The organism is uncultured Enorma sp., assembly GCA_905210055.1.
In the GTDB taxonomy this organism is placed as follows: domain Bacteria; phylum Actinomycetota; class Coriobacteriia; order Coriobacteriales; family Coriobacteriaceae; genus Enorma.
In genome coordinates this window covers 1-12,401 of the sequence record CAJLVH010000004.1, presented here as the reverse complement: position 1 = coordinate 12,401, position 12,401 = coordinate 1, and the positions used below count along the sequence as shown (strand labels likewise).

13 protein-coding genes and 1 tRNA gene are annotated in these 12,401 nt (G+C 62.3%); 13 read left to right on the top strand and 1 reads right to left on the bottom strand.

What is annotated here, in order from left to right; translation table 11 throughout:
* Nucleotides 1-261: 261 nt before the first annotated feature.
* The 11 genes from cpaB (at nucleotide 262) to QZ079_RS00745 (ending at nucleotide 9,734) form a co-directional block, all read left to right on the top strand.
* The gene (gene cpaB, locus QZ079_RS00795) at nucleotides 262-1,104 is read left to right on the top strand and encodes a Flp pilus assembly protein CpaB (RefSeq protein WP_297033796.1); all 843 of its coding nucleotides are present in this window, start codon (nucleotides 262-264) and stop codon (nucleotides 1,102-1,104) included.
* A complete protein-coding gene (locus QZ079_RS00790) occupies nucleotides 1,101-2,582 on the top strand; it encodes a P-loop NTPase (protein ID WP_297033794.1) in 1,482 nt (493 codons plus the stop codon). The genes cpaB and QZ079_RS00790 overlap by 4 nt, the downstream gene beginning before the upstream one ends.
* Nucleotides 2,579-3,910, top strand: a complete 1,332-nt coding sequence (locus QZ079_RS00785) for a CpaF family protein (RefSeq protein ID WP_297033791.1) — start codon at nucleotides 2,579-2,581, stop codon at nucleotides 3,908-3,910. The genes QZ079_RS00790 and QZ079_RS00785 overlap by 4 nt, the downstream gene beginning before the upstream one ends.
* A complete protein-coding gene (locus tag QZ079_RS00780; protein ID WP_297033789.1) occupies nucleotides 3,889-4,902 on the top strand; it encodes a type II secretion system F family protein in 1,014 nt (337 codons plus the stop codon). The genes QZ079_RS00785 and QZ079_RS00780 overlap by 22 nt, the downstream gene beginning before the upstream one ends.
* Before the next feature lie 140 nt (nucleotides 4,903-5,042).
* Nucleotides 5,043-5,540 carry a type II secretion system F family protein gene (locus QZ079_RS00775; protein ID WP_297033785.1) on the top strand — a complete coding sequence of 166 codons (498 nt, stop codon included), beginning with the start codon at nucleotides 5,043-5,045 and terminating at the stop codon, nucleotides 5,538-5,540.
* Nucleotides 5,541-5,550: 10 nt separating this feature from the next.
* A complete protein-coding gene (locus tag QZ079_RS00770) occupies nucleotides 5,551-5,778 on the top strand; it encodes a Flp family type IVb pilin (RefSeq protein ID WP_291290013.1) in 228 nt (75 codons plus the stop codon).
* Nucleotides 5,779-6,047: 269 nt separating this feature from the next.
* A complete protein-coding gene (locus tag QZ079_RS00765; RefSeq protein ID WP_291288525.1) occupies nucleotides 6,048-6,383 on the top strand; it encodes a hypothetical protein in 336 nt (111 codons plus the stop codon).
* 8 nt (nucleotides 6,384-6,391) lie between these two features.
* A complete protein-coding gene (locus QZ079_RS00760) occupies nucleotides 6,392-6,652 on the top strand; it encodes a hypothetical protein (RefSeq protein WP_291288524.1) in 261 nt (86 codons plus the stop codon).
* 28 nt (nucleotides 6,653-6,680) lie between these two features.
* Nucleotides 6,681-7,160: a TadE/TadG family type IV pilus assembly protein gene (locus QZ079_RS00755; protein ID WP_291290011.1), complete on the top strand. Its 480-nt coding sequence runs from the start codon at nucleotides 6,681-6,683 to the stop codon at nucleotides 7,158-7,160.
* Entirely contained in the window at nucleotides 7,132-9,183 is a 2,052-nt protein-coding gene (locus QZ079_RS00750; RefSeq protein ID WP_297033777.1) for a hypothetical protein, read from the top strand. The genes QZ079_RS00755 and QZ079_RS00750 overlap by 29 nt, the downstream gene beginning before the upstream one ends.
* Nucleotides 9,184-9,221: 38 nt before the next feature.
* On the top strand, nucleotides 9,222-9,734 hold the full coding sequence (locus tag QZ079_RS00745) for a hypothetical protein (protein ID WP_366512001.1): 513 nt from the start codon (nucleotides 9,222-9,224) through the stop codon (nucleotides 9,732-9,734).
* 567 nt (nucleotides 9,735-10,301) lie between these two features.
* On the opposite strand, the gene QZ079_RS00735 is transcribed toward QZ079_RS00745, so the two are convergent.
* Nucleotides 10,302-10,377: transfer RNA gene (locus QZ079_RS00735), tRNA-Phe, on the bottom strand.
* A 158-nt stretch (nucleotides 10,378-10,535) separates the two neighbouring features.
* Here QZ079_RS00735 and QZ079_RS00730 point away from each other — a divergent pair.
* The gene (locus tag QZ079_RS00730; RefSeq protein ID WP_291288520.1) at nucleotides 10,536-11,600 is read left to right on the top strand and encodes a glycoside hydrolase family 5 protein; all 1,065 of its coding nucleotides are present in this window, start codon (nucleotides 10,536-10,538) and stop codon (nucleotides 11,598-11,600) included.
* A gap of 15 nt (nucleotides 11,601-11,615) precedes the next feature.
* Nucleotides 11,616-12,401 (top strand): 16S rRNA (cytidine(1402)-2'-O)-methyltransferase (gene rsmI / locus QZ079_RS00725; protein WP_297033771.1); only part of this gene is annotated, 786 nt, incomplete at its 3' end.

Genomic DNA, 12,401 nt, shown 5'->3' with positions numbered 1-12,401 from the left:
GTGGCATGGTGTCCCGCGAGCGCATAAACCTGTCTAAAACCTGAATTGGCCGCTTCTTCTCCCTGCTGGGTGTTGTGTGAAGCGCTTCAAAATACCTTGCTGCATATCCTGGTGAACCTTGCGCGCATCTGACACGGCGGAACAGATTGCGACAAGGGTTCTGCAAGGTCACGAGGGACTTTCTTATATTTCCAGCCGGCCTTTGCGCCGTCCTTTTCACAATTGAATCGAACACGCAGGCCACGAGACGGGGAGTGCGAGATGAAGCGCGGAGTTCGGCTAGCGATAAGCGTTGCTTCGGGCATCTTGGCGTTTGCCCTGGCATCGTGGTATGGCGCGTCTATTCGGGCGGAGGCGGCGCGCGAGCGGCAAGAGCTTCTTGCCGCGTACGGGGGCGACGTGGTGAGCGTCTGCGTCGCGACGCGCGATGTCGATGCAGGCGAGCTGATCGATGAGGGAGATATCGAGCTTACGGAGTGGGTTGCGGGGCTTTTGCCCGCCGATTCCGCAACGTCGATAGACGAGGTCGTTGGCAAGCGAGCAACATCGAACATACCCGCGCGAGCCGTGCTCTGCCCGGCGTACTTCCAGGAACGTGGCGGCACGCTCGAAGTTCCCGAGGGGATGGTCGCCGTCTCGGTGCCGGTGGATTCCGCGCATGCAGTGGGTGGCACGCTCGCATGCGGAGACACGGTCGACGTGTACCTGGCGGGAACCGGTATCGCCGATCGCGTCTGCCGTGCTCAGGTTATCGCGACGAGTGTGGACGAAACCGGTGGAACATCGGCCGATTTGAGCTGGGTGACGGTCGCGGTCGCGCCCGATCGTGTCTCGGAACTCCTGGCAGCCACGGCGAAAGGGTCGGTAAGCCTGGTCGTTCCAGGGTCTAATGTCGAAGGTTTGGACGAAGAAGCTTCGTCTGATGCGGACGAAGCGCGTGAAACGGAACGGTCAGAGGTGGTCACTGGCGTTGCAAGCGATGGCGAAGCTGCGACGCAGGAGACAAAGCCTGCCGGAAACGCGAGCTCAGCGCCCGGTGAGGATGCCGCCGATAGCGGTGACGCCACAGACACGGAAGCAGAATCTGGAGGAGATGCAGAATGAGACAGCTATGGTTTGCCTATTGCTCGAGCGATGACTACGCCGTCGTTCAACGGGAGATCGAACAGCGAGAGCGCGGGGCATGTGTGCTGCGCATAGATGACCTAACGCTTCTTGAACGACTTGCGATGTCATTTGCGGGTAAGGTGTCGGGCACGATGGTGCTTGCACGGGGTTTGGGCATCGAGGCGCATGCAACCCTTGTCGAGCGCATGGCGCGGGTTGAAGGGGCGGGACGCGTGGTCGTGCTTGTCGAGGACATTGATCCCGCGCGTATCGCGCCGCTCTTCTATGCGGGCGCCGTCGAGGTGATTCCCCTCGAGGAGGTGCGAGTGTGCCGGGGAGCTGTGGCGTCGCAGCAGGGCGAGCGTGAGACGATGCCATCGGCACCGGGGCCTTCACCCGAAGACACCAGCGATCTTCGGATGGCGAGCGCGCTTCTGCACAGTTCGGGCGAGCAGCGGGTAACGGCCGTGCATAGTGATCGTAACGCGTGTACGGGGGATGCCTCGGCTCAGGTGGCACCCATGCGAGCCGAGGGGTTGGAGATCGTGGAAGCGGAAGATCTCGACGAGCCGGAACCGGAGCCGCCGCTCGCGGCACGAGCTGCAACGCAGCATGTGGAGATGAGCAAAGGAAGACGGGCTCCCGTGATATGCGTCGCCTCTGGCCGCGGGGGTTCGGGCAAAACGACGATTGCGACGGCGATGGCATGCTTCGCGGCTCGTTCGGGATTGCGAACCGCTCTGCTCGATCTTGATCTTATGTTCGGAAACGCCTACACGATGCTCGGTGTGGAGGAACCGCGCGATATAGGCTCCATTCTCGAGCCTTCGGTGCCGGGTGAGCTTTCTGAGGCGGACATCGTGAGGGCATCGATGCGCGTTGCGCCGGGATTGACACTGTGGGGACCTCTCGGTGTACCGGAGCGCGCCGAGCTTTTGGGCAAGCCGCTTGAGCTCTTGCTCGGCGTGCTGCGTGCCGAGGCGGATGTGGTGATCGTCGATACCTCCACCACGTGGACGGACGCTGTAGCGGCGATGGTCTCCTCGTGCGATCGTTGCCTTGTGGTGGGCGATGGCGCCGTGGGCAGCGCAGAGTCCATGCAACGGCTCATCGCGATGATAGGGAGGTTCGGGATTCCGCGTACGCGCATGACCTGCGTGGTGAACCGCGTCGGCCAGCGCGGATGCCCCGGAGATACCGCGTTACGCATCGAGATGAAGGTCGCTCTAAGCTCCAAGGCGCGCGTTGCCGATGGCGGAAGCAACCTCTCCGCACTCGCAGAAATCGGTCGCATGGATGAAGCGGCGCGTGCACAGACGCCGTTCGGCCAGAGCATCCGAAGGTTGACTTCGCAGCTCTTGCGCGAGCTGGGGTGTCCCGTTTCGGAGGAACCCGGTCGAGAAGACGCGCATGGCGAGACGCCTGTGCGCCCTCGCTTGCATCTTCCTTGGAAGAACGTTGGTGAAGCGGCATGAGTGTCCTCGAGCGCGCGAGGCGTGTGCGAAAAAGCGGTCGCGTGACACGTGGATCCGGCGCACGCTCTGCAGAGCATAGAGAGACTCTTCGATCGGTGAAGCGCGCCGCCCTGGAGCGGGTGGGGTTTGCCGAGGTTGCGCACCTCGCTGCGGAGCCGGACACGAAACGCGCCCGTGCCGAGTTGAGGCCGGCGATCGAGGCTGTCCTCAACGCACAGGGACACGAGGACATGGAGGATGAAGAGCGCGAACGCATCGTTGCCGAAGCGCTCGACGACGTGGTTGGCTTGGGTCCCTTGCAGGAACTCATCGAGGACGAAGCGGTGAGCGAGATTATGGTGAACGGCTGCACCTCCACGTATATCGAGCGGAAGGGCACGCTACATCCACTGGGCCCGCTCTTCGACGATGACGAGCAGATCAGGATCCTCGTCGATCGGATTCTGTCGCCGCTGGGTCGCCGCGTGGACGAGCGGAGCCCCATCGTGAACGCGCGCTTGCAAAGCGGTTACCGCGTGAACGCAGTGGTGCCGCCGGTGGCAATCGACGGCACGGCGCTCACGATCAGGAAGTTCTCCAATCGGATCAGCTCGCTTACGGAGCTAGTCGGCCTTGGGTCGTTGCCCGATTGGTATGCGCGGCTACTCTCGTATGCCGTCGTCTTGCGGCAGGATCTTGCCGTCGCCGGTGGGACAGGGTCGGGCAAGACGACGCTGCTCAACGCGCTGTCGTGCGAGATTCCGGTAGGTGAGCGCATCGTGACGATCGAGGATTCCGCGGAACTCAAGTTCGCTCGGCACCCACACGTGGTTCGGCTTGAAGCGCGTGCGGCTTCAATCGAGGGAGAGGGGGAGGTGAGCATTCGCGATCTGGTGACGAACGCGCTTCGCATGCGGCCGGACCGCATCGTTGTGGGCGAGGTGCGCGGTGCCGAATGCATCGATATGCTCCAGGCGATGAATACCGGTCACGATGGGTCGCTTACCACGCTTCATGCGGGAACCGAGGAAGAGGCGATCGTACGCCTCGTGCTGCTTGCGCGCTACGGCATCAACCTTCCCTCGGAGCTTATCGAGGAACAGGTTGCGATGGCGCTCGACGGCATCGTCATGTCCGAGCGCAGGGCAGATGGCAAGCGCTTCGTGTCTTCGTATTCGGGGGTTCGACGCGGTGAGCGCGGCGGCGTTGAGCTCGAGCGCTACGTCTCGTTCGATAGCTCGGAGGCTGCGTGGGAGCTGGTGCGCGAGCCGCCGTTCATCGAAGAAGCGCTGCGTGCAGGGAGGCTTTTGCAGGAGGAGGTGGATACATGGCGGACTATGTGCCCATGATGATCGCGGGAGCTGCCGCAGGAGGCGTTTTCGCCCTAACAGGCTGCTTTTCCCGAAATGGGGAAGATGCCTGGATGGGAGGCGAGCTCAAGGGCGGGGTCCGAATGAGCGGTGTGCGGGGAGCCATCGTTGTCCTACTTTGCCGAGCGGGTGCGTCGGTGCCTGTCATGGTGCGCGATGCCGCAGCGGTGAGGACTTGTCGGGACGAGCTTCGCCGAACGCAACTGCTCGCCCGGGTCATCGAGGTTCTGCTCGGTACAGCATCGTTCGACGGCGTTTCGGCACCGCGCGTTTCTGCGCGTGATTTTGAGGTGGGTGCGCTTATCTTTGCGGTGTTGATCGGCGGGATCACAGGGTCGATTGCGGTAGGTTCGGTTCTGGGGGTTGCAGCGGGCGCTGCGGCGGTCATCGGATATCTGCGCCTTCGCGCGGCGCGCCGTACGCACGAAGAACGCCGCCGTGTCGCATCGGCGATGCCGGAGGCATTCGCAGCGCTTTCCATCGCGCTTGGTTCCGGGCATACGCTTGCGCAGGGGATGCGTTTCGTGGGCAGCCATGCCGAAGAACCCGTGCGGGGCGAGTTCCTGCGCGTCGCTTGTGCCATCGAATGCGGTATTCCTGCGTCCGAAGCCCTCGACGATCTGCTCATTCGGCTTCCCGCGCCCGGTCTTGGCTTGGTGTCACTCGCGCTCAAGATCTCGCAGCGCACGGGCGCCCCGCTTCGCGAGCTCCTTGCTGAAGCCGCCGATATGGCCAACGAGCGCATCGCACTTGCGCGCCAGCTCGAGGTCAAGACGTCGCAAGCGAGGATGTCCGCGCGCCTTGTCGCATGGATGCCTGTTGCTATGGCATGTGCGCTGGCAGTTGTTTCCGCAGATTTTCGTCGCGGTATCGCCATGCCCGTTGGGGCGGGAAGCGCTGCGGTCGCGTTCGCATTGGATTTCTGCGCATGGATGATCATCCGAAGGATCATGAGGATCGATGTGGGGTGATGGCTGTGGATGCGCTGCCTATCGGTGCGGCCGTGATGGCTGCAGTCTGGATGATGACAAGCTGGAGGGGAGAGGACAAGGCGTGGCTTCGGGGGCTGATCGCGCGCGGTGTTGACGAGGCGAAACGAGAAGGATCGCAGATGCTCACTGCGATTCGTTTGCTCGCCGGGCGCTTCGCAGTCGGGAGTCGCGAAGAGGTCGCTCTGGGGGATATCGCCGAGATGGTCGATGTGGTGCGCCTCGGGCTCTCTGCAGGGCTTTCATTCGATGCTGCACTCGAGCTGTACTGCACGCATCGAACCGGCGTACTGCCGGACCGCATGATGCGGGCAAGGTTGTCCTGGCAGATGGGGATAGCTGCGCGCGGGGAGGAACTCGAACGCGCAGCGCGCGACGTCGGGGAGCGCTCGCTGGAATCGTTTGGCATTGCGGTCGATCAAGCGTTGAAGCTTGGCTCGCCGCTTTCCGAAACGCTGGCTGCGCAAAGTCGGGAGATTCGTTCCGCGCATCGCGCGCAGATAGAACGGGATATCGAACGGGCGCCGGTCAAGCTGCTCATACCTACCGGAACGCTCATATTGCCGGCGCTCTTGCTTTCAATCGTAGGGCCGCTGCTCGCTGCGAGTGGCATGTTGTAAGGAGGTTGTTATGGGAAAGCAGATTCTCGAAGGGTTCATCTCGAAGGCGCCCGTTGCATCGTTCGATGCTTTTCGCAAGGTGCGCAGCCTTGCTGTCGAGGAATCCGGTCAGGGCACGACGGAATACGCAATCCTTGTGGGAGTGCTCGTCGTCATCGCAATCCTGGCCATCGTGGCGTTTCGCGGTAAGGTGACGGAGCTCTGGGATGCCATCGCCAACGGTATCAACAGCCTGTAGCAAGGCATGCGCTGATGCAAAGAAAGGACGCGGATCGACGTTCGCGCATGGCGGGGCCGCGCAAGGCGCTGCGGCTGCGTTGGCTGGCGCCGGCGCTCTGCCTGATCTGCACAGCCTGCGCACTTTGGCTGGGAGCCGCGTTGCCTTCCAAAACAACGTCGGAATCCACTCTTGCTCAACAAACGGGGTCAAGCGCTGTTCGGGGCGATCGCGCACCTGGTGAAGAGTCCGAAAACTCGGAGTGGGATTCGCGGGGGGACGAGGGCACTGTGCCGGTGGAAGAAGGTGTGATCGATACGGGCTCGTTTCTGGCTGAGCTCGACCGTGACGCATCGACGCAAGCGGACGGCGAAGCGTCGTGTGTATGGACTTCTGCGCAGCCCATCAACGAGCTCGCCGCCGATGTGCTTCGAGTGTACCAGGGAGTTTCCGGCGCTCAGCTCATGACGAGCGGATACCTCGATCTCAAGGGAAACGCATGGGGTGCCATCGTGCTCGACGAGTGCGGGTGGGTGGATATCGTTACGGTGGTGGCGGAGGAGGGCAATGAAGCATCAACCGCCCGGGTGACGCGGATATCGAGCAGCGCTCGGTCGAGTGAATAGGAGGCAGTATGCGCCTGCATGACAGCTGGACGGAGGATATGATGTGCCGCTGTGGGCGTCGCCTTGCAAGGATGCGGGAAGCGGCTTTCGATGATCGCGCGCAAGCAACGCTCGAGTACGCCCTGACCGTTGCAGCGCTCATGGCGGTCGTCGCCGCGCTCGCGTTGCTGTGGCGCGCGGGTGAGACGGGCGTGCTGGCGCGACTGGTCGAAGATGCCTGTTCGCACGTGCTCGACGGAATGGGTCTGCTCGATATCGCACTGTACTAGCACGAGAGACGAACAGGGAGTGGAACCGATGGGCATTCGCGAAGACACGGCGCAGGCGACGGTCGAGGCTGCCCTGCTCCTTCCGACGTTTCTTACGTTGCTGTTGTTGGCGCTGCAACCACTCTGCATGCTGTATACGCGTTCGGTCATGGAGACGGCGGCGAGTGAGACGGCACGACTTATGGTCACGACGGACGACGAGGCGATGGAATCCTGCGAAGCGTTCGCCCTTCGCAGGCTCGCCGCCGTTCCCGACCTCTCGATCTTTCACGCGGGCGGCTCGCTCGCATGGGATATCGAGCTCGTACGCGCCGAAGACGAGGAGGGGACGGTGACGGTTGCGATTACGGGTGCGGTGACGCCGCTTCCGGTACTCGGCGCGTTTGCCGGGGTGTTGGGGGCGACGAATGGGCAGGGTGACGTCGAGATGCGCGTGGAGGTGAGCTATGCGGGAAGGCCGAGCTGGCTCGAAGGGAGCTATGAGACATGGGTTCGCCGGTGGAATTGAGCTCTTTATCGAGGATGGTGCGTATACGAACCTTGCGGCAGCTGTTTCGATCCTTGTGACGCTTTCGCTTCTATTCGCCGTCGCGAGCGGCATCTGGAGCATGTCACGTTCGGGCGATGTGCAGGTTGCGGCAGATGCGACGGCGCTTGCCGGCGTGAACGTCGTCTCTTCGTATCACACGACGGCTACGGTGCTCGATGCCGCAGTGCTCAGCATGGGGCTTGCCGGACTCTGCGTTACCGGCGTAGGGCTCGTGGGGCTGCTCATACCCGGCGTGAACGCATTTGCCGGGCAAACGATCGACGCGGGGATTAGGATGCTCAACGCACGGAACAGCCTTGCCGTCTCTGCATCGCGCGGGCTCAAGACGTTGGAATCTGCCTTGCCGTTTCTCATAGCGGCGAATGGCACACGTACCTGTGCGGCGCAATCGGGGGATGCGGTGTCGTATACAGGAACCGCCCTCGCCGTGCCGCGCACATCCGCGTCCGAGTTTCCCGCACTCGAGGGTGATGAGGTCTCTACCAGTGAGATCGAGGACACGGCGGGCGAGCTAGACGCTGCGGCAGACGAGCTCGTCGAAGCGCAAGAGAAGACCGCGCAGGCGAAGGAGGCTGCATGGCTTGCCGACTGCGGGAGAGAAGGACGGAATATGCAGGAGCGTGCCGCGCGACTCTCGGGTCTTTCCGCTGCGCAGAATCCAGATTATGCATCGAGCCTCACGTGGGATCCCAATGTGGCGCTCGATCGCACGCGCGCATATTACCGATGGCGTGTGGAAAACGATGTGCCAGAGGGATCCAGTGTCGAGGCGGCAGCGGATTCCGCTGCACGCAGGGCATTTTACGCATTTGCCGCAGAAGAGTTCGCCTCTGCCGCGGTGATTGAAACAGATACCGGCGTGACGGTCTCTGTTCCGCTGCTTCCGAGGAACACGAGCGAGGCGCGCACGACGGCGCTATACACCGATGCTTTATGGCCTACGACGCAAGAGGATGCCGGCAGAACGCTCCACTATGGCATGGAGTGCCCCGGAGCCCAAGGAGCCTCCGGCGGCATGGCTGCGCTGGAGGATATCGATGCGGGGCGCACGCGAGAGTGCTCAGTGTGCAAATTCAGTATCGGGGACGTAGGGAAGGTTCCCGCAGCCTCAACATCCATCGATAACGGCTACGAATACCATCTTCGCGAATTCACGTTGGCGCTCGACGAATACGAGGCGTGTCGGGAACACGAGATTGAGCTCGAGCAGAGGGCGCGCGGTGCTTCCGAAGATGCAGGCGACGCATTCGACGCCGCGCTCGATGCGCTCGCGGCTCGCCGTCCGCGCATCGCGCCGCCCGGGAGGTACGGTGCGGTTGCGGTGGTGGTATCGAGCGAGGCGCAAGTCCCCGGGGAGCTTTCGACGACCTTTGCCGCCCGGCCAGACAGCGGGGTGCGGGGAGCAATTTCCGCTGCCGCGCTCGCGCCGGATGCCGCGACCGACGAGAGCAACGTGCTCGCATCGTTCTTCTCGTCGCTGTCCTCGCGTACGGATGGAGCTGGCGCGGTGGGGCTCATCGATGACGTGATGGGCCTGTGGGGCAAGGTGCTCATCGCGTATGGAGACATGAGCGAGGGATTGTCCGAGCTCATGGACGATCTGCTCGGGGGCCTCACGTCGTTCGGGATGGGGCCTTTGGCAACATGGTTGAGCGATCGTGTCGACGGCGCCGTCCGGGCGCTTGGATTCGAGCCGGTTGATTTGAGCTCACTCAAACCCGTGCTCACGGATAGCAGCAACGTGCTCGCGCAAACCGATGTCCCGGCGCTCTCCAACGCCCAGGAACTGCTGCGCTCGCTACCGATCGGCTCGACCGATCCCGCGGACGTCTTGCAAGCAATCGGCTACGAGACCGAAGAGCAGATGCTCGATGCCACCATCACCATCGCGGAGATTCCGCTGCCGGGTGGCACTACGATTCCGCTCACGATTCGCGTGCGGGACGTGCTGGGCGTCGTGGGCGGAGGGGGTTCAGGATGAATGGGCGCGCGAGGCGTGAACGGTGCACAAGAGCGGTCGTGCCGAGGTTTATCCATGAGGTGTATCGGCTGCAACCGTCACGCGCGGAACCCCTTCATCGTGAGACGCGCGCGCAGGCCACCGTCGAGATGGCGGTGGTGGCGCCGGTGCTTATCGTGCTGGCGCTCATCGTCTACAACATCATGATGTTTCTCTCCGCGACGGCGCGGTTCGATCGGGTGGCGCCCGATATCGTGCTCGCCCACGCCGTCTCCCCGGTTGGCGTTGACGAGCAGGGAGGGTCGGTTGCGGGTACGGTCGCGGCGGAGCTTTCGGAGGCGATGGGTTCATACGGTGTGGAGATTGAGGTCACATGCGCGGAAGAGGAGAGCTCGGGCGCTAGTTCCATATTTTCGCTCGTTGGAGGGCAGAGGACATACCGCTGCGTTATGAAGTATGTTCCTTGGCCGGGAAATATCGTGCTCGCCGGCGTGGATATGGGCGCGCCTGTCGTACTCGAGCATGTTCGCGAAGTGACGGTCGACCCGTGGCGCCCTGGGGTGGTGATGTAGGATGTGCGGCCGTTTGGCATATGGGAATCAACGGACAACGGGCGCGCTCGATCCATATGGGTTCAGGCGCGCCATGACTCGCCTCGGTTGGGAGCCGGCGCATCTTGTGGTGGCAGAACGCCCCTGGGCGAGGCTGCTCGGCATGATCCCTTGCTCATATGGTGTTCGGAATGTGTGTTCCCCAACAATCGTCATGGGATTCCCGCGGTGTGGATCGATTCATACCTGCTTCATGAGGCGGGCGCTCGATGTGGCATTTCTGTCTCGGACGGGTGAGGTTCTCGCGGTATGCCGCGAGGTCGCCCCGTGGCGTGTGCTCTCGTGCCGCGAGGCGGCATCGGTGATCGAGAGAATTGCGCTATGAGGCCATGCCCAGATTCAAAAGCATATTTGGTTTGATTCTAGCGAGGACATGGCAGGGCGCTTCGGTTTTGACGCTGTCGAGCGACAGAATCGTTCAAACGGGTGAATGTCGATGTCCCGGTTCGAATTCGAGAAGCTTGATGTGGAGGCGTAATACAAAAGTAGACGGCTCACCCATGACAAGCCGTCTACCTACGATTTCTATGGTGGTCAGAGAGGGAGTCGAACCCCCGACACGAGGATTTTCAGTCCTCTGCTCTACCAACTGAGCTATCTGACCGGGCTGCTAGCAACAGCTCGATTACTATACCAAATTGTTCGCGTCCGTCAAGTCAAAATCTCCGATTACCCAACAAAGCAGAGAAGAGGCGGTATACTTTTAGGCCAAACGAACGCCGAGCGGCGATGAAAAGCGTGAGCTTGGTGGGGAGAGAGGGAATGATGGATAGGATCCACGGCGTCAATCTTTCGGGTTGGTTCATCCCCGAGCCATGGGTGACGCCTTCGCTGTTTGCCGCGACCGGGGCAACGAACGAGACCGAGCTCCAGACCGTGATGGGCTCCGTCGCATACAACGAACGCATTCGCCAGCACTACGAAACGTTCATCACCGAGGACGATTTTCGGCGTATGGCGGCGATCGGCTTCAATGCCGTCCGCCTTCCCGTGCCGTGGCATGCCTTCGGCTCGCAAGGGGAATCCGAGGTCTACATCTCCGCCGTCGACTACATCGACCGCACCTTCGAATGGGCGCGGAAGTTCGGCATGCGAGTGTTGCTCGACCTGGCAACGGTTCCCGGCGGTCAGGGCGATTCAAACAATTCGAAGAGTACGCCTGAGTCCGTTGCGGATTGGCACTCCTCGACGAATGGCAGGCACATCGCGCTCTCGACGCTCGACCAGCTCGCCTCCCGGTACGGCATGCATTCCGAACTTATGGGCATCGAGCTTCTGGACTCGCCCATCATGAGCGTTCGTACCGGGCTGTTCCACACCTCGAACGGCATTCCCAGCCATTATCTGCGCAATTTCTATCGCGATGCCTACGAGATCGTTCGTCTGCATATGCCGGAGACGAAGATGATCGTCTTTTCGGCGTCGGGCCATCCTGCTGCATGGAAGCGGTTTATGAGCGGCAGCAAGTACAAGAACGTCTGCATGGACATCCACCTGTACCATTATCGCGACGATATGGCGCTCGATATCACCACGCCGCGCGGGCTTTCGTCTGCCATCGCGCGCAATCGCCGTCTCATCGACGAGGCCGCTTCCGCAGGATTCCCTGCGATTGTGGGCGAATGGTCCGGCGCGGCGGTGTTCACGAATGCCTCGATTACGCCCGAGGGGCGCTCGGCGTTCGAACGCGTTTTCATCTCGAGCCAGATGGCATCCTTCACGAAGGCGCGCGGCTGGTTCTTCCAAACCTGGAAGACCGAGAAACGCATCGCGGCGTGGGATGCTCGCGTCGCGTTGGGAACGCTCGAGCGCGCCATGCTCGAGTAGCCGATGGACGATGCGATGGCTATGCGTGAGGTTGCGATGACGGGTCGGGCAGAATCCCGCCAAGGCCGCCTGCTGGTGGTCGGTACCCCCATCGGAAATCTTGGGGACCTGAGCCCGCGCGCGGCGGAGGCGTTTCGCCGTGCCGATGCGATCTGCTGCGAAGATACACGTGTCACCTCGAAGTTACTTGCGCACCTCGGCGTGGAGCGCTCGATCATACGCTGCGACGAGAACGTCATCGCTTCGCGTGCGCCCGGTTTGGTAGAGCGAATGCTCGACGGCGACGTGCTCGCCTACGCCTCCGATGCCGGCATGCCGGGCATCTCCGACCCCGGACAGGTGCTCGTTGAGTCGGCACGTGCGGAAGGCGTGCCGGTTGAGGTTGTTCCCGGCCCCGTCGCCTGCGCAACGGCGCTCGTGGCATCGGGCATTCCGTGTGAGCATTTCTTCTTTGAGGGGTTTCTTCCGCGAAAAGCCGGTGAGCGCGAGCGGCGGCTCCGCCAGCTCGCAACGGTTCCCGGAGCATTGCTCTTCTACGAATCTCCGCACCGTGTCGTCGCCACGCTTGAGTCGATCGCCAAGGTGTTCCCCACGCGCGAGGCGGCGCTCTGCCGCGAGCTCACGAAGCTCCACGAAGAGGTCGTGCGCTGCTCGACTCCTGCATTGCATGAGGAGATGGCTGCTCGCGAGCAGATCAAGGGCGAGATCGTTATCGTGGTCGCACCTCCGTCAGAAGAAGAGTCTGCGACGTGCGGCGCGGACGCCGCGTGGGACGCTGCGGCTGCCGATGCAATCGATCCC

Coding starts and splice junctions, on each gene's coding strand:
- cpaB (WP_297033796.1), top strand. CDS start 262: ATGAAGCGCGGAGTTCGGCTAGCGATAAGCGTTGCTTCGGGCATCTTG.
- QZ079_RS00790 (WP_297033794.1), top strand. CDS start 1,101: ATGAGACAGCTATGGTTTGCCTATTGCTCGAGCGATGACTACGCCGTC.
- QZ079_RS00785 (WP_297033791.1), top strand. CDS start 2,579: ATGAGTGTCCTCGAGCGCGCGAGGCGTGTGCGAAAAAGCGGTCGCGTG.
- QZ079_RS00780 (WP_297033789.1), top strand. CDS start 3,889: ATGGCGGACTATGTGCCCATGATGATCGCGGGAGCTGCCGCAGGAGGC.
- QZ079_RS00775 (WP_297033785.1), top strand. CDS start 5,043: ATGCTCACTGCGATTCGTTTGCTCGCCGGGCGCTTCGCAGTCGGGAGT.
- QZ079_RS00770 (WP_291290013.1), top strand. CDS start 5,551: ATGGGAAAGCAGATTCTCGAAGGGTTCATCTCGAAGGCGCCCGTTGCA.
- QZ079_RS00760 (WP_291288524.1), top strand. CDS start 6,392: ATGCGCCTGCATGACAGCTGGACGGAGGATATGATGTGCCGCTGTGGG.
- QZ079_RS00755 (WP_291290011.1), top strand. CDS start 6,681: ATGGGCATTCGCGAAGACACGGCGCAGGCGACGGTCGAGGCTGCCCTG.
- QZ079_RS00750 (WP_297033777.1), top strand. CDS start 7,132: ATGAGACATGGGTTCGCCGGTGGAATTGAGCTCTTTATCGAGGATGGT.
- QZ079_RS00730 (WP_291288520.1), top strand. CDS start 10,536: ATGATGGATAGGATCCACGGCGTCAATCTTTCGGGTTGGTTCATCCCC.